The following is a 16,127-nucleotide window of genomic DNA, read 5'->3' on the forward strand; positions in this document are numbered from 1 at the left end:
TCATGTTTTTTAGTCCTTTAAAATTTTTGATTGAGCGATTATATCATATTATTAAATAATTTTTTCATTTAATTAAAGAGAGATTATTTAAAATATGGTATATATTTTCTACATTTAAATGATGTTTGTCTTCAAGTATTTTCATAAAAAATCTAACTTCTGCATTTGTAAAACCATCAAGTTCTTTGTCTTTTATAGAAATATTATTTTCTTCAAGTCTTACACGTTTAAGTTTTCCATTTGTCTCTTTTGCATAATAAACAAGATCAAGTTCTGTTTGATTTACTTTTTCTATAGTTACAATAATTCTATCTGATTTTATTTTTAACTCAAACTCAGGATATAAAGTTAAAAATTCTTGAGTATTTATAAATCCAATATAAAGTTTTGTATAAATATCAAAATAAAGCCCAAGTTTAGGCGATGAAAAAAACTTCAAATCAACTGTAAATTTTGGATTTTCCCTTGATTTATTTAAAATCCATTCTAAAGTTGGGAAATATTGAAACTTAGTATATTTTACTTTTAAAGCTTCAATATATTTTGGATGTTTCGGAGCTTTTAGAGTTTGAACATCATTTTTTACTTTTTTTGCAAAAATAATTTTTTCAATTAACTCAACATCCTCTAAATCATTTGTTATCCAAATAGTGGCATAAGATGGGAAGTTTTTAAGACCAGTTGAACCAACCGTTACCACAATCAAAGCTTTGATTGTTAAAGTTGGAAAAATCATCTTTAAAAGTGCATATTTTTTTGTAAGTCTTTTGTTTAAACTAGAAGTTTTTTTTGATGTACTCATTTCTACAAAATAAACACTATCTTTTGTAAAAAATAAAGCATCAAATTCACTAATATCTTTGTAAGCTGATTTATAAACTATTTGAGAACTTCTATCTATTAAAAGTCCACTTTTTATATATAAATTTTCTTTATCTTGATAAGGACCTTTTAATACAAATCTTGTGATTTCATCTTGTGTGAGAGCATATTGAAGTAAAAGTTCATAAACGATATTTTCGTAAATTTCGCCTTTGAAGCTACTATATGCCGAAATATATGATAAATCTTCTTTTGAAGTATTGTTTTTTACTAATGCTTTTAAGCTTTTATTATCGTATGAGTAGTGAAAAAGATTCTCTTTTATATCTTCTATATCTAGTTGTTTTATTTTGTCTGTTATTGTAAATTGCTGCAAAGTTTCTCTTCTAATTCTTAAGTGTTTTGATTATATCTAAAAAAATTTTAAATAGCTTAAATATTATCTTTAGTTTTAAAAAAACTTATTTTTCCCAAATCATCAAACATCATAAAAAGTTCTAACTCTTCAATGAAACTGCCATCAAGTTTATCAAAAACTCTTTTCATACGATTGTATCTTGCAAGATGATTTTTTTCTTGTGCTTTTTGCATTCCTCTTAAAAGATAGTGATACCGAACTAAATTTTTTGTGTAAGGCGAAACTTTCCAATTTTTTATGATGTGATAACTTATCTCTTCGTGATTATGAAATGAATATTCGTTAGTAATTTTGTCTTTTTCATCTTGAAAAGCAACATAAGGTTTTCCAATATCATGCAAAAATCCAGCAGGAATCATCTTATATTTTTTTGATTTTATTATGTGAAAAACAACAGCTAGAGTGTGAATTAAAACACCAAATTTATGCCATTTGTTTTGTTTGATAAATAGAGTTATGAAAAACTCTTTTTTTAGGATTCTTTTTGTTTTCATGTGCAATGATAGCATTAAGATGTTTTTATGTCATTTAGGTAAAGGATTTAAATAACTATCTTCATGATAGATAAAAGGTACTGACACCTTTTTCTTTTCTGCAACTCTTGACTGAAACAAGTTTCAGTTTCCTAAAGAACATAGGAACACGAAACTCGTTTCGTATTAAATAAAATAGTCATCAAATTTTTTGAAAAATGACCTTTTTTTTATGATGTATAATTTAAAAAATAAAAAAGTATAAGATTAAAATTGTGGAGAATTGTTAATGAATCATAAAGCTTTTGAAGAAAAACATTGTGAAACAGCAACTGAATTATGGAATTTATTAAGTCCTACTAATGAATTATTTAAAGAACCCAATAAATTAATTTATCGAGGACAAGCAGATTCAAATTGGGGACTAATTCCTTCTGTATTAAGAAAGAGCAGAAATAATCAACTTTTGAAAAGATTAAAAAGTGATGCAACAGCAGATTTTCAAGTCTATAATGAATTATGTATCTTAAACAAATTTGTTGAATATTGCGATAATTTAGGTATAAAAATACCAAATGATTCAGTAATTTTTAGAAAAAATCTTGATACAGAATATATTGATAAATATACAAATAATCCATCTTTGTGGATAAATGAAGAGCTTTTAGAATTAATGGCAATGGCTCAACATCATGGTGTTCCTACTAGATTATTAGATTGGACTGAATCTTCATATATAGCACTATATTTTGCTGTATCTTCTGCATTTGAAAAATATATAAATCTTTTAGAAAATAATGAAGATATTCAAGATGAAAAAATTGCAATATGGGTATTGAATTTAGAATTTAAAAATCTATATGATTTAAAAGTGTTAGAAGTTCCAAAAAGTTCTACTATTCATTTAGCTGCTCAAAAAGGATTATTTACTGTTCATCCGCATAATGGTAATAGAAATAGTAGTTTTTTAGTAGAAGGATTAGAAAAAACATTTACATCTTTACCTGAAACACCTTTATTAAAAATTACATTACCTATAAATGAAATTATAGAAGCATATTCTTTATGTGAAAAAATAGGAATTAATTCAACAACAGTTTTTCCAAATATAAAAGGTGTAGAAATGGGAATAAAAGATACTTTAAATTTATGGTATTTAACAGATAATTTACTTAGATAAAAAAGCAAGAAAAAATAAAGGGAACAAGGCACCTTTTCTTAAAAAAGAAGTTTATCATCTAGGAGCTAGTCTTAAAAATTTAGGCAAAAAATGGTTTGCTTTTTCAAAGTTTGATATTAAAAGTTTCCATATTTTTGGAAGATTAAAATAAATGATATAATCAATCCCATGAAAACATTTATTATACAAAACTGGAACAAACTTTTATTAGTTGCCTTTACCCTATTCGCCCTTTGTTTTGCTCTAACTTTCACTATTGATGACAATGCTAAAAAACTTGTTGATGAGTCATTCAAACAATCTGTTATTGTATTTGGAAGTGCTAAAGCTTTAAATGCTGTGATTTCACTAGCTCAAGGAACACAATTAAATCTGCCTTTTGTAATTGTTGCTGTGGGAGAAATTCTTGACCCGATAAATGATCTGATTGAGCAATTTTCCCTTGTGATGTTAGCAAGTATGGTTTCTCTTGGTATTCAAAAAATCTTGCTAAATTTTGTGACAAATGATATCTATAACTATGTTTTATTTACTTTTGTTATTGTTTTTAATATTTGGCTTTTTAAACGATTTTCAAATGATGAAAAACTACGAGATATATTTTTCAAAATCACTTTTATACTTCTATTTTTAAGATTTGCAATCCCAATGATTGGTTATGTAAACGAAGTTTCATACAACTATTTTGTAAAACCTCAATACAATATTCAAGAGTTAAATCAAGATATTTTGAAAGTAAAAGATGATGTTAGTAAAATAAATCAAGACACAATAACTCAAAAAGAAGAGAGTTCATTTTTCAATAAAGTTATGGAAAAATTTGACAGCAGTTATTATGAAAAAAAGGTTAATGAATACAAAAATGCCGTTGATAATTCAAGTCAATATATTATTGATTTAATCATAGTTTTTATCTTCCAAACTATACTTTTACCTATAATATTTTTGTATCTACTATACGCTTTTGTAAAATCAATATTTAATATGAGGAAAAACTAATGAAAAAAAATATTTTAATCACAGGTTGTAGTTCTGGACTGGGACTTGCACTTACAAACTACTATTTAGAAAAAGGTTTTAGAGTTTATGGTATTAGTAGAACTAAATTAAACATTGAAAATATAAATTTCACTCATATTGTTTTTGATTTATCAGAAGTTTCAAAAATAAAAGAAATTTTAAGCCCAATTATTCAAGATATTTCGCAAATTGAAACCGTTTTCCTAAATGCTGGAATGTTGGGAAAGATTAGAGTTTTAGATGAGTTATCAACAAGTGAAATGCAAGAAGTATATAATGTAAATGTTTATGCAAACAAAGAACTTCTTGATATCTTAGAAAAAACAAAAGTAAAAAATATTTTAGCTATCTCTTCGGGAGCTTCAATAACTGGTTATAAAGGTTGGGGTTCATACTCTTTGTCAAAAGCAGGAGTAAATATGCTAATAAATCTTTACTCATATGAGATGTTAAATACAAAACTTCTAGCAGTAGCTCCTGGGGTTATAAAAACAGCTATGACTGATTATATAAGATTTGAATTAGATGAAAATATTTTTCCATCTGCAAAAAAATTAAATGAAGGAGTTGTTCAAACTCCTGAAGAAACGGTTATTAAACTAGATAATTTAATAGATAGAATAGATGAATTTGAATCTGGCTCTTACGTGGATGTAAGAAAAATCTAAATATCAATGATGGGTTACTTCAGCTCTTCCAGCTTTTAATCCAAATAAGATTAATAATATAATAGCTACTATTAAAACTATTATTGAACTTGTCCATGATTTTGTTATATCGAACATAAAACCCAATAAAATTGGTCCAACAGCTGCTAATAAATATCCAGCTGATTGGGACATTCCAGAAAGTTCTGCTGCTTTTTTTGCATGGGGAGTTCTTTGTGTTATAAATCCTATTGCAAGACTTATAGCTCCACCCATTCCAATTCCTATAAATACCATTGAAATAATTATTCCAAATGAAGATGTTACAAATAAAAATATTACCATTCCTACTAAATAATTCAAAGAGATAATAGTAGCAATTAACTTTTGATGTTTGATTTTATTTGCAATTATAGGAACTAAAAGAGTTGCAGGTAAAGCTACTAATTGAAATAATAATGCCATCATTCCAGCAAAATGACTATCTAACCCTTTAAAAATTATAATAGAAGGAATCCATGCAATTAATGTATAAAATAAGAATGATTGAGTTCCCATATATAAAGTCACCCACCAAGCAAGTGGTGATTTCCATATTGTTTTACTTTGAATTCTTTTTTCTATTGCTAAGTCATCATTATTGTTATATTCTTCACTTTTTTTAAGTTGTGGTAACCATATTAATAAAGCAATAAAAGCTAGAATTCCCCACATAGCTAATGAAGTATTCCAACCTAAAACATTTGTTGCAGGAATACTAATTCCTGCTCCTAAGGCTGCAAATATACACATACTTGTTATATAAATACTTATAATATTTCCAACATTTTTCTTAAATTTATGTTTTATTACACTAGGAATTAATACATTACCAATGGCAATACCAAGTCCAATAAACATAGTACCTATAAATAATCCATAAACATTTGTATAAGAACGAACTAGCTCACCTATGATTATTAAAATAAGTCCACCTAACATGGTTAAACCATGTCCAAATTTATGATTCATTTTTGCAACAAAAGGAGAAAATATTGCAAAAGCTAATAAAGGAAGTGTAGTAATAAGACCTGCCACACTATTACTTAAAGAGTATTCATTTTGTATCAAATCTGTAATAGGCCCAACTGAAGTAATAGGCGCTCTTAGATTAAATGAAACAAAAAGTATTCCTAAAAAAACCATAAATAAATGTGAATTAAATTTCATATAGTTTCCTTTACTAAATTTCAAAAATTTTATTTATTACTTCTTCTGCTTTTTTACTATCTTGTGAAGAAATAGCTTCATAAAGGTCTTTATGTAATTGGAAGATTAACTCTTCTTCCATTTGAGTTAACTGCAATTTTTCTTCAATCGAAGTACAAATATATGAAGATATAGATTTATACAAATCATAAAAAATAGAATTATGAGAAGCTTTTGCAATACTTAAGTGAAACTCAATATCAGCTTCACTATTTTCTTTGAAAGAACCCTTTGTTAAACTCTTATTTTCTAGTGTTTTTTTAATCTCTATTAAATCACTTTGAGTTCTTCTTAAAGCTGCTAATTTAACAATTTCTCTCTCTAAATAAAATCTTACTTCATCTACTTCTGAAATTTTTGAATTACTTAAACGATTTAAAATATTTGCTTCAAATCTGCTAGTTGCTAAAACGTAAGTTCCATCACCTTGCCGCGATTCTAAAACTCCTGCTTGGATTAAAGATTGAACTGCTTCACGGATTGTGTTTCTGCTAACTTCAAAAGCTTTTACTAAATCAGGCTCTGATGGAATTTTTTCTCCTATTTTAAAAGCGCCTTTTTTAATAGCTTTTTCTATTTCAATTGATATTTGTTTGGGTAAAGATATTCTAATTGGTTTATTTATTTCCATAATTTTTCCTAATTTTAACAATTCATCCAATCATTGGACAAGTTGAATATTAATAGAAATTTTAAGAAAAGTCAAATAATTATAAAAGAGTAGGATTTTTCCTACTCTTTTTATTTAATGATGATGTTTGTGTTTCTTTTTTTGAATTGATTTGATATTTAAAATCATAGCTATTGAAACAATAAAAGCTATCACAAAAAATCCTGCAAAAACATAAAGTGTTTGAGAGTATGAACCCGTTGCATCTTTTACCATTGAAATTATAAGTGGTCCAACAAGCCCAGCTGCTGCCCAAGCAGTTAAAATATATCCATGAATTGCACCAAGCTCTTTTGTTCCAAAAATATCACCGATATATGCTGGAATTGAAGCGAATCCTCCTCCATAACAAGTCATAATAAAATATAAAACAACTTGAAAAACTACAATTTCTGTAATTGACGGTAACATATAAAATGCAATTATTTGAGTTGCAAAAAAGATAACATATACAATTGGTCTTGTTAAATAATCACTTAAAGATGCCCATAAAAGTCGCCCTGCACCATTAAAAATTCCCATTAACCCAACAGCTGCAGCTGCTGCGATTGCTGAAACTCCAAGTACTTCTTGTAAAAGTGGAGAAGCAACTCCAATAATGGCAATACCACAAGTGATATTTATAAATAACATTATCCAAAGCCCATAAAATCTAGGAGTTTTAACTGCTTCATTTAAACCGATGAAAGCTAAATCTTCTTTTATTTTCTTTTTACCTTCTTTTATTTTTTGCTCAAATTTCTTTGGTAAAAAACCTTCTTGTGGTTTTTCAAGATAAAGTGCAGAAGCAAACATCACTACAAAATAAGTTGCACCTAAAATAAAAAATGTTCCAGCAATTCCGACAGCTTCAATTAAAATTTTAATTGTTGGTCCCCAAACCGCAGATGCAAATCCAAATCCCATGATTGCAAGTCCTGTTGCCATTCCTCTTTTATCAGGAAACCATTTTACAAGTGTAGAAACAGGAGAAATATATCCAATTCCAAGTCCACAACCACCAAGAACTCCATAGAAAAAATATAACAATAATTTTGATTCCATCATAATAGCAAGTCCAGAACCCATAGTTCCAAGACCAAAAAGTGATGCTGCGATTATTGCAGAAACTCTAGGACCATTTTTTTCAACAAATTTTCCCATTAAAGCAGCACTTAATCCCAAAAAGAAAATAGCAACACTAAAAGCAATAGTAACATCTGTTAAATCCCAGTTCATTTGGGCTTGAATGGGTTTTACATAAACACTCCAAGCATAAACAGAACCTATACATATATGAACACCAACAGCACTTAAGGCCATTAGCCAACGGTTTTTTTCTACCATTAAATATCCTCTTATAAAAACATTTTTTTTAAGGCAGGATTTTAGCCTAAAGAAGATAAGATTTATCTTCTTTAATTTGAAAAGATTAGATTTTTTAAGCTTTTTTCTTCACTGTTTGTCACAAATTCTTCCACATTTTCTAATCTTTTTACAAATTTAAAAAATGGTGCAAATTCTGAAAACTTATCTTTTATAAAATCAGAATCAAGTTCTGGAGCATTTAAACAAGACAAAATTGTACATTTTGAAGCTGCTAATTCATTTAATCTTCTGATGATTTTTTCATAATCTTTACTAGCTTCAAAACTTCCCTTTTGAAATGATGGCGGGTCAATAACTATAATGTCATAAGGTCCCTCTTTTTTGATTCTATTCCATGATTTCAAAATATCATAGGGTAAAAATTTTACCTTTTTTGTATCAAGATTATTTAGATGATGATTTGTTCTTCCAGTAGTTAGTGCATTTTTTGCCATATCAACATTTACAACTTTTGAAGCTCCAGCACTTATGGCACAAACAGAAAAAGCGCAAGTATAAGAGAATAGATTTAATACTTTTTTATCTTTTGAAATCTCTTTTATAAAACTTCTTCCATTTTTCATATCTGGAAAAATTCCTATATTTTGGTTTGAAAAATTTAAGGCATATTTTAAACCATTTTCATAGGCAACTGCATTTTCAGAGATTTTCCCTCTTAGAATTTCATAAAGATTATCTTTTTTATATCTTCTTTGAATTATCAAAGTTTTAAAACCTTTTGTAGCATAAACCTCATCAAGCATTTTAATTATCTCTTTTTGAGTATTTTCTTCAACTTCTTCAAAAAGAGTTGCCATTAAAATATCATTTATACTATCAACTATCAAGTAATGAAAACCCTCATAAAAATTCCCACGACCATGGAAAACCCTCTTTAAATCTACACTTTTATTTTTTAGATTTTCTAAAATAATCTCTTTTAATTTTTCTATATTTATACTATTCAAATTTATACTCTTTTATTGAAATTATTTTGTATTCAAAGAAGTTATCATTTATAGAAAATTGAAACTCTTCATTTAAAGTTTTATTTAACAAAGCTCTACCAAGTGGAGATTTATTTGATATTTTATTTTCATTTGGATTTGTTTCGTGAGTTCCTAGAATTATAAAAGTTTTCTCTTTTTGAGTATCTAAATCTTCAACCACAACAACTGATCCAAAATTCACTCTTGTATGTGGAATCAAAGATATATCAATAACTTCACTATTGTTTATAATCCTATCTAAAAAACGAAGTCTTTTATCAGTATTTCGTATCTGTTCTTTTGCAGCTATATATTCAGCATTTTCACTTCTATCGCCAAGTTGAGCGGCGATTTCTTTCTCTTTTACCCAATAAGATTTCTCTTTTAAAAGGCGTTTAAACTCTTCAACTATTTTTTCGTAACCATGTTTTGTAATTAAATCTTTTTGCATGGCGCAATTATATTAAGTTTTTTTATATTTCTTTGTTAATCTCGCATAATCGTAAAAATCACTCAACATCAAATATCTCATTTGAACATCTTGGAACTTTTGAACAAGCATAAAATTCCCCTCGTTAAATAAAGTTACATCATGTATGAACTCTTTTGGGTATTTTAGTTTTTCCTCTTTTATTGATGGGAAACACTCCATAAAATCTAAAAAAAGAGCATTTATTATCTCTTCTTTCTGTGAAGTAGTATCTGTTAGAAAATCTTTTACAGTTTCAAACTCTTGGCAAATTTCAATTAAACATTTGTGCATGAGTCACTACTTGAACAGGTATTTAGTTTTTTGTTTGTATCTATATTTGTATTTAGAAGTTCATTGATTTTTTCAATATCAAATCCACAAATTTTAACTCCATTTATATCTAATAGTGGTCTTTTAATTAAAATTGGATTTTTAATCATAAGATTTATTGCTTCATCTTTTGATAAAGAGTTTATATTTATTTCTTTATCTCTTATTTGTGGTGCAAAAGGATTAAACATATCAATTACTTCTAAACCTTTGAAAAACTCACTTAGAGTCTCTTTTGTCCATGAAGTATCAAGCAAACTTTTTACACTAAAAGATATGTTATGACTTTTTAATAACTCTTTTTGTTTAGCATTTCCACTACAACCAGTTTTTTCATAAAATGTAAAATTATAAAAAGAAAAATTTCCCATAAAACACCTTTTTCTTTTTGTATATGCAATTCTTATACCTTTTTTAAAACAACTCATTTACAAGTTTTTTTATAGCCATTTTTTGCAGTAGATGCAAAGTGCTTTTATCACTCCATTTTTCTACCTCTTTTTTATAATGTTCTTTTATCAAAATATCTATTTTCTCTTTTTTTTCTATCAAATCTTCTAAATGCTCTTTTAGTTCATCTTGAGAGAGTTCGCTTACATCTTTTAGTTTATAAAACAGTGCTTCTTTAAAATCTTCATCTATATACTCTTTTGCTTTTTCTAAAAAAATTGTAGCTTCAACTTCATCAGCAAAAATATCATTCCATTTTCTTCCATTTTTAAGTTGGTCAACAGCAACATCTAAAAAAACTGGAACAATATCTAAAACTTTATTTAACTCTTTAAAATCATCATCTATTAATGACCTAAATAACATTCTAGTTCTATTTTTTATTTTTACTCGTAACTCTGCTTTATTTACAACTTCTTTATGTAAAAGTGAAAATCTTTTAAAAGCATTTAATTTTGAGTGATTAAAAGCCATTATAGAAACAAGAGGTTCACTATCTTGTATTTGTATATCACATGAGCCATTTGGTCTACAAAAAGCCCAATAAAGTCTAGCTTCCATATCGGGATGATTTAGATACTTTTCATCGCCCAAAGCTTCAAAGTCATCTTCATCTTTTAACTCTTCAACCTCTTCTTTATATGTTAAATTGAATAACTCTTCCATGTTGCTCGAACTTTCTTAGATTTTTTTTATTGCTTATTATAAAAAGTGTATTACATAGTAATGACTCACTTATATCAAACTCTCCATCTGTTAGAGCAATAAGTAAACTATCATTGCTTATTTCACTTGATTTTCTTAAATAAATTAATAGCTCATCAAAATTTGTCCCACCATTTGATTTGGGAATTAATAACTCTTTACTACTTAATGGATTAAAGCTATCAAAACTAATGATATATTCATTTCTAACTTTTAAGTCAAAGGGTAAAATATCTATTTTATACTCATAAAAACTCTCAGCTATTTCACTTATGATTCCCAAAAACTTTTTATACTCATCAAAGCTAACACTAGATGAACTATCAAGCGCTACAAAGATATTAAGGTTATCATTTAGTTTTTTAGTTCCAGGCATATAAATGCCTCTATCTATAAATCTTTTATTTGGTCTTTCATAAGAGATTTGTTTTTCAAAAAATGAACTTATTAAATACTCTTTTAGAACATCATGTAAATCAATCTCTGGTTTTATTAAAGTATCTATTTCTATACTCATTCCCTCATATAAATTTGAAGATTTTTTTGCAAGACTTAATGCTTGAATTATTATTCCATCTAGTTTTTCTTGGTTTACTTTTTCACTTTTTGTTAAAACCTCATCTAAATCTAACTTTGATTTATCGTAAGAGTTTGATTCTATATTTCCTTTTTTATCAGGAGTTGTTTTACTTAACTCCTCTTTTTTCTTTTTATATAAAATCTCATAAACCTCTTCTACACACTTATCTTTTAAAGTTATATCAAGTATCTCATCAGCAGGTCTTATTCCCACATTTTCAAAAGTTGTTAAAATATTGTTTATTACCACATCACAAGCTTGATTCCAAGTATGTCTATCTCTTGTTTTTTGTCTATATGGATGTTTTAAAACAATATGAAGTAAAGTATGAGCATATAAATATGTAATCTCATCCCTTGAATATTTTGTTAATTTTTCTGTATCAATTGTAATTTTAAAACCATCTGTTAAAAAAGCACTATTAATATTTCCTTTAAACTCACTATTTATACTTAAAGCTAAAACTGATAAAAAAGGATGGTTAAATAAAAAACTTATCCTAATTTTCTCAAAAATATCTTTATAATATGTAGTCTCCATACTTCTCCATCCATTTATCAAACTCATCTAAAAGAGCTATGTTTTCATCTTTTACTATTAAATCTTTTATAAGCATAACAGCAAACTCAACTGGTAAACTTTTACTATAAGCAAAGATATTTATAGCTTGATTTGTATTTTCATATTTTTCGATTACAGCAGAACATAAAGCGTATAAAGCACTAGGTTCCGTTGGAATAATTTCACAAGTTCCATTTAAAATATCATCAATATTTGGCAGAGTCTTATAAACTTTTATAAATGAAATAAATTCAACAGCAGCTGCGTATCCAACTGTTCCATAAATAATTGGAGAGATAAGATTAACATTACTCTCTGTTTTTAAAATATTTGACATCATACTCCAAGCCCTTGGCGTACAAAAAGCAGGATTTGTTTCAGTTGCATTTGGAACTTCACTACTTAATAAATCTGGTCTAAATCCTAAAAATCCTAAGATATATGAGTGAATATTGTTTAAAATCGCCCAATTTTTAAAGTCATCATATTTTGCTTCTAAAAGTAAATGAACCATTCTATTCACAAGTGGACTTGGAAGTTTAAAAACAATTCCTTTATCATTTATCTTATTTCCAGCACACACTATTTTCCAATTTCTTGGCAATGAATATTCACCTATTTTTCTATCAAGAACAAGCTGATAAATTGCAGCTTGAACAGATAATGAAGCTGAGTTTAACTCATCTAAAAAAAGAATACCCGCTGAATCTTGGTCTAAAGGCAAAAAAACTGGTGGCATCCAAACTGTTTGATTATTTGTAATTGTGGGAATTCCCCTTAAATCAACCGCATCAAGTTGAGAAAGTCTTACATCTACCAACTCTAAATCATTCTTTTTTGCAATATCATTTACAATATAAGATTTCCCAATTCCTGGACTTCCATGAATAAAAACTGGCATATCACTTTTTAGTAATATTTGAAGTTGTTTGTATAGTTCTATTGTTCCAATTGAAGGAGTTACCATTTTATAACCTATTTTTTAGACTTCTTATGCAATTTTTATGCCTTTACACTAATAGCTTACATATTGTATACTTGCGCAAAAATTTAGGAATTTAATTTGCCATATATAAAAAAAGAGTTTCAAACAATAAAAGGAAAAAAAATTGAAGAGTTTTTAGAAACTTTAAGCCTTGATTTAAAACTTTGTTTGACTCTTTTAGAAAAAGGCAAAATCACAGATGAAAACAATAAACGCCTACAAAAAAATCAAATTATAAAATCAGATTTTATTTATATAGTAGTTTTTGAACCTCTTACAAAAGGTTTAAAACCAATCTTTGACTCTTTTCATTTTGCAATATTTGATAAACCAAGTGGAATTATGGTTCATCCCTCTTCTCACCAACTAAATATTTACACTCTTTTAGATGAAATAAAATATCGCTTTGGAGAAAAAGGCTCTTTAGTTCACCGAATTGATGCTGAAACTTCTGGTTTAGTATTAGTTGCTAAAAATGCCTTTAGTGATATGGTTTTAAAATCTATGTTCGAAGAAAAACTTTATACTAAAAAATATAAAGCTTTAGTAAATGGGCAAATAAAAGAAGAATTGACAATAAACACTCCAATCACAAATGATGATGGTTTGATAAAACTAAAAATGAAAACCCATATTAATGGAAAAGAATCAACAACCATAATAAAACCTATTTTCTATGATGAAATAAACAATCAAACTTTAGTAGAAGCTATACCACTAACAGGAAGACAACATCAAATAAGAGTTCATTTAGATTCTATTGGTCATACAATAATTGGAGATCCACTTTATGGAGTAAAAGAGGAGTTTGCAAACTTGTTTTTGAAGAATCAAATTTCAGAAGAAAAAAGAGTTCAAATAACAAAAGCAAAAAGACTTATGCTTCAAGCTGATTATTTAGAGTTTGAATTTTTAGATGTGATTTATAAATTTTCTTCAAAACAAAAATTTTATTAATTTACTTCTTGTTGTTTTTTATTGCTTTTTAAATTAAAGTTTTTTAAATATGCAGCTAAATCACTATCCATACTTGCTAAATGATAATCAAACCAATAAGGTAATTTTTCAACATAATATGATTTCAAAATATTCATACCAAAAATACTATGAGATTTATCAATAAAAAATCTAAGTTCAGATAAAACTTTATTATGTTCATCTTTATGTTCTTTACTTCTTGGATAACTGTATCTATCCATTAGTTTTTCTTCTTCACTAAAATGTTTTTTTGTGTGTTCAAGTAATTCTGTTGCTTTAGCATTTATGCTATCTTTTGAGTTCAAATCTACACTATTGTAAATTTCTAAAAACTCCATGTGTAAGGTATCCATTTTTTCGTAATTTAACGAGTGTTTATTTGCTTCAAACTTTTTCATAAAATACTCCATGCTTTTTTAATCACATGCAATTATCATTCCTTTTATTTTTATTAAAAAATAACTATTTTTTTATATAATGCAAAAAACACAAAAGGTAACAAAATGCAATTTGAAAAACTCATACATGGCAAGTTAATAAAAAGATATAAAAGATTTTTAGCTGATGTTATTTTAGAAAATAAAGAAATTATTACAGCTCATGTTCCAAATAGTGGAGCAATGACCTCTTGTATTGAAGAAAATTGTGATGTTTGGCTTACTTTTCATGATAATCCTAAAAGAAAATTAAAATATACTTTGGAACTTACAAAAATGGGTGAAAATCTAATATGCACAAATACAGGTGTTGCAAATAAAATAGCAATTGAAGCTATAGAAAATGGAGTTATAAAAGAACTACAAGGATATAGTTCTTTAAAACCAGAACAAAAATATGGACAAAATAGCCGAATTGATATTTTACTTGAAAATAAAAATCAGAAATGTTATGTTGAAGTTAAAAGTGTAAGTTTAAAAATAGATGATTATTTAGCTTTTCCAGATGCTGTAACTTCAAGGGGAACAAAACACTTAAATGAGCTTTATGAGATGACTTTACAAGGGCATAGAGCCGTGATGTTATATATTATCCAAAGAGACGATAATTTGCCGTTTAGACTAGCTTGTGAGGTTGATAAAAAATATTGCGAAGCATTTAAAGAAGTTACAAATAAAGGTGTAGAAGTTTTGGTTTATCATTCATATATAAATTTAGAAGAAATTTATGTAAAAAAAGTATCAATTATGGCTTCATTTTGATACAATTGCAAAAAATTTAAATAGGATAATATTGAACCTAAAACAAATAAGCATTGCAATATATGCGACTTACTTAACAAATAAATATGGCTTTAAATTAAAAAAAGTCAAAACATCAGAAGAAAAAAAAGCATTAAGAATAGAATACTCACAAACTCTATTGTCAAAGTTAAATATCAATGTTGAAGTTTTAAATAAAGAAAAACTTCCAAAAAATGGAAACTATTTATTAATATCAAATCATAGAAGTATAATTGACCCACTTATTGTAGAACTTGCATTAAAAGATTCATTTATTCATGGTTTTTGGGTATCAAAAAAAGAGCTTTTTAACTCTTTTTTCTTTGGTACTTTTACAAAAAATGCTGATGCAATTTTATTAGATAGAGAATCTGCAAATATGACTTCTTTTTTTAAAGATACAAAAGAAATAGTAACAAAAGGTAATTCTATTTTTATTTTTCCAGAAGGAACAAGAAATAAAACAGATAATCCTGTAAGTACATTTAAAGAAGGTGCAAAATTAATTGCACTTAAAAATAGAATAAACATTCTGCCTGTTTTTATTAAAACTAATGCAAATCATATTCTAAAAGAAGCAATAGAAAAAAGAACTAAAAACTTAAAAATTGAAATTGAAATTGGTGATATAATTGATTATAAAAATAAATTACCATTGGAAGAACTATATAAAAAACAGTTTAATATTTAAACTGTTTTTTCAATTATTTAAATCTACCTTCCTTCATCTTATAATAAGTTTTACTTATTTACTTAACATTAAGTTTACTTATATAATAATAAATTTATAAAATCATTAATCATAGGAATAACAGATGAATAAATTTGATAAAATTAGAAGTTTTTGTAGACCATTTAGAATAGTTGTGGGATTAATTTTAATTATTATAGGATTTCTTATAAGCAATCCTTGGTTTTATTTAGGAATAATTCCACTTGTAATTGGAGTAGTTGATTTTTGTCCAGTGTGTATTTTTAGTAAAAAATGTACACCAAAAGCAGGATAAAAAAGGAAGTTTAACTTCCTTTTTT

Annotated in this window: 20 protein-coding genes; 7 read left to right on the forward strand and 13 right to left on the reverse strand. The window is 26.8% G+C overall.

Annotated elements, in window-relative coordinates; translation table 11 throughout:
- Window positions 1-64: 64 nt before the first annotated feature.
- Together ASUIS_RS08410 and ASUIS_RS08415 are read right to left on the reverse strand one after the other, a co-directional pair.
- Window positions 65-1,198: a hypothetical protein gene (locus tag ASUIS_RS08410; RefSeq protein WP_226799881.1), complete on the reverse strand. Its 1,134-nt coding sequence runs from the start codon at window positions 1,196-1,198 to the stop codon at window positions 65-67.
- Window positions 1,199-1,254: 56 nt separating this feature from the next.
- Window positions 1,255-1,734 (reverse strand): HD domain-containing protein, encoded by a 480-nt coding sequence (locus ASUIS_RS08415; RefSeq protein WP_118886618.1) that lies wholly within the window; start codon window positions 1,732-1,734, stop codon window positions 1,255-1,257.
- 268 nt (window positions 1,735-2,002) lie between these two features.
- Between ASUIS_RS08415 and ASUIS_RS08420 the strand changes: the two genes are divergently transcribed.
- The 3 genes from ASUIS_RS08420 (at window position 2,003) to ASUIS_RS08435 (ending at window position 4,581) form a co-directional block, all read left to right on the forward strand.
- A complete protein-coding gene (locus ASUIS_RS08420; protein ID WP_118886619.1) occupies window positions 2,003-2,893 on the forward strand; it encodes an FRG domain-containing protein in 891 nt (296 codons plus the stop codon).
- Window positions 2,894-3,061: 168 nt separating this feature from the next.
- Complete coding sequence (locus tag ASUIS_RS08430; protein ID WP_118886620.1) at window positions 3,062-3,892, forward strand: hypothetical protein; 831 nt, start codon at window positions 3,062-3,064, stop codon at window positions 3,890-3,892.
- A complete protein-coding gene (locus ASUIS_RS08435) occupies window positions 3,892-4,581 on the forward strand; it encodes an SDR family NAD(P)-dependent oxidoreductase (protein WP_118886621.1) in 690 nt (229 codons plus the stop codon). Before ASUIS_RS08430 ends, ASUIS_RS08435 begins: the two co-directional genes overlap by 1 nt.
- Before the next feature lie 3 nt (window positions 4,582-4,584).
- Here ASUIS_RS08435 and ASUIS_RS08440 read toward each other — a convergent pair whose 3' ends face one another.
- The 10 genes from ASUIS_RS08440 to ASUIS_RS08485 form a co-directional block, all read right to left on the reverse strand.
- Window positions 4,585-5,769 (reverse strand): CynX/NimT family MFS transporter, encoded by a 1,185-nt coding sequence (locus ASUIS_RS08440; protein WP_118886622.1) that lies wholly within the window; start codon window positions 5,767-5,769, stop codon window positions 4,585-4,587.
- Window positions 5,770-5,782: 13 nt separating this feature from the next.
- On the reverse strand, window positions 5,783-6,439 hold the full coding sequence (locus ASUIS_RS08445; RefSeq protein WP_118886623.1) for a FadR/GntR family transcriptional regulator: 657 nt from the start codon (window positions 6,437-6,439) through the stop codon (window positions 5,783-5,785).
- Between the two features lie 114 nt (window positions 6,440-6,553).
- Window positions 6,554-7,804, reverse strand: a complete 1,251-nt coding sequence (locus tag ASUIS_RS08450) for an L-lactate MFS transporter (protein WP_118886624.1) — start codon at window positions 7,802-7,804, stop codon at window positions 6,554-6,556.
- A gap of 71 nt (window positions 7,805-7,875) precedes the next feature.
- Entirely contained in the window at window positions 7,876-8,784 is a 909-nt protein-coding gene (locus tag ASUIS_RS08455) for a class I SAM-dependent methyltransferase (protein ID WP_118887667.1), read from the reverse strand.
- Between the two features lies 1 nt (window position 8,785).
- The gene (locus tag ASUIS_RS08460) at window positions 8,786-9,265 is read right to left on the reverse strand and encodes a GreA/GreB family elongation factor (protein WP_118886625.1); all 480 of its coding nucleotides are present in this window, start codon (window positions 9,263-9,265) and stop codon (window positions 8,786-8,788) included.
- Between the two features lie 12 nt (window positions 9,266-9,277).
- A complete protein-coding gene (locus tag ASUIS_RS08465; protein ID WP_118886626.1) occupies window positions 9,278-9,577 on the reverse strand; it encodes a hypothetical protein in 300 nt (99 codons plus the stop codon).
- On the reverse strand, window positions 9,562-9,987 hold the full coding sequence (locus ASUIS_RS08470; protein WP_118886627.1) for an ArsC/Spx/MgsR family protein: 426 nt from the start codon (window positions 9,985-9,987) through the stop codon (window positions 9,562-9,564). Before ASUIS_RS08470 ends, ASUIS_RS08465 begins: the two co-directional genes overlap by 16 nt.
- A 43-nt stretch (window positions 9,988-10,030) precedes the next feature.
- Window positions 10,031-10,732 (reverse strand): hypothetical protein, encoded by a 702-nt coding sequence (locus ASUIS_RS08475; RefSeq protein WP_118886628.1) that lies wholly within the window; start codon window positions 10,730-10,732, stop codon window positions 10,031-10,033.
- Window positions 10,704-11,891 (reverse strand): vWA domain-containing protein, encoded by a 1,188-nt coding sequence (locus ASUIS_RS08480; RefSeq protein WP_192894423.1) that lies wholly within the window; start codon window positions 11,889-11,891, stop codon window positions 10,704-10,706. The genes ASUIS_RS08475 and ASUIS_RS08480 overlap by 29 nt, the downstream gene beginning before the upstream one ends.
- On the reverse strand, window positions 11,872-12,879 hold the full coding sequence (locus ASUIS_RS08485; protein WP_118886630.1) for an ATP-binding protein: 1,008 nt from the start codon (window positions 12,877-12,879) through the stop codon (window positions 11,872-11,874). Before ASUIS_RS08485 ends, ASUIS_RS08480 begins: the two co-directional genes overlap by 20 nt.
- 96 nt (window positions 12,880-12,975) lie before the next feature.
- On the opposite strand from ASUIS_RS08485, the gene ASUIS_RS08490 reads away from it, so the two are divergent.
- Window positions 12,976-13,854: an RluA family pseudouridine synthase gene (locus ASUIS_RS08490; RefSeq protein ID WP_118886631.1), complete on the forward strand. Its 879-nt coding sequence runs from the start codon at window positions 12,976-12,978 to the stop codon at window positions 13,852-13,854.
- On the opposite strand, the gene ASUIS_RS08495 is transcribed toward ASUIS_RS08490, so the two are convergent.
- Window positions 13,851-14,273 carry a bacteriohemerythrin gene (locus tag ASUIS_RS08495; protein WP_118886632.1) on the reverse strand — a complete coding sequence of 141 codons (423 nt, stop codon included), beginning with the start codon at window positions 14,271-14,273 and terminating at the stop codon, window positions 13,851-13,853. The two genes, ASUIS_RS08490 and ASUIS_RS08495, sit on opposite strands and share 4 nt — an antisense overlap.
- Before the next feature lie 105 nt (window positions 14,274-14,378).
- Here ASUIS_RS08495 and sfsA point away from each other — a divergent pair, with 105 nt between their 5' ends.
- The 3 genes from sfsA (at window position 14,379) to ASUIS_RS08510 (ending at window position 16,102) form a co-directional block, all read left to right on the forward strand.
- Window positions 14,379-15,074 carry a DNA/RNA nuclease SfsA gene (gene sfsA, locus ASUIS_RS08500; RefSeq protein ID WP_118886633.1) on the forward strand — a complete coding sequence of 232 codons (696 nt, stop codon included), beginning with the start codon at window positions 14,379-14,381 and terminating at the stop codon, window positions 15,072-15,074.
- A gap of 31 nt (window positions 15,075-15,105) precedes the next feature.
- Window positions 15,106-15,786, forward strand: a complete 681-nt coding sequence (locus tag ASUIS_RS08505) for a lysophospholipid acyltransferase family protein (protein WP_118886634.1) — start codon at window positions 15,106-15,108, stop codon at window positions 15,784-15,786.
- 124 nt (window positions 15,787-15,910) lie between these two features.
- Window positions 15,911-16,102, forward strand: coding sequence for a YgaP-like transmembrane domain (locus ASUIS_RS08510; RefSeq protein ID WP_118886635.1), 192 nt, complete (start codon window positions 15,911-15,913; stop codon window positions 16,100-16,102).
- The last annotated feature ends 25 nt before the right edge of the window (window positions 16,103-16,127 follow it).

This window comes from Arcobacter suis CECT 7833 (assembly GCF_003544815.1).
Taxonomy (GTDB): domain Bacteria; phylum Campylobacterota; class Campylobacteria; order Campylobacterales; family Arcobacteraceae; genus Aliarcobacter; species Aliarcobacter suis.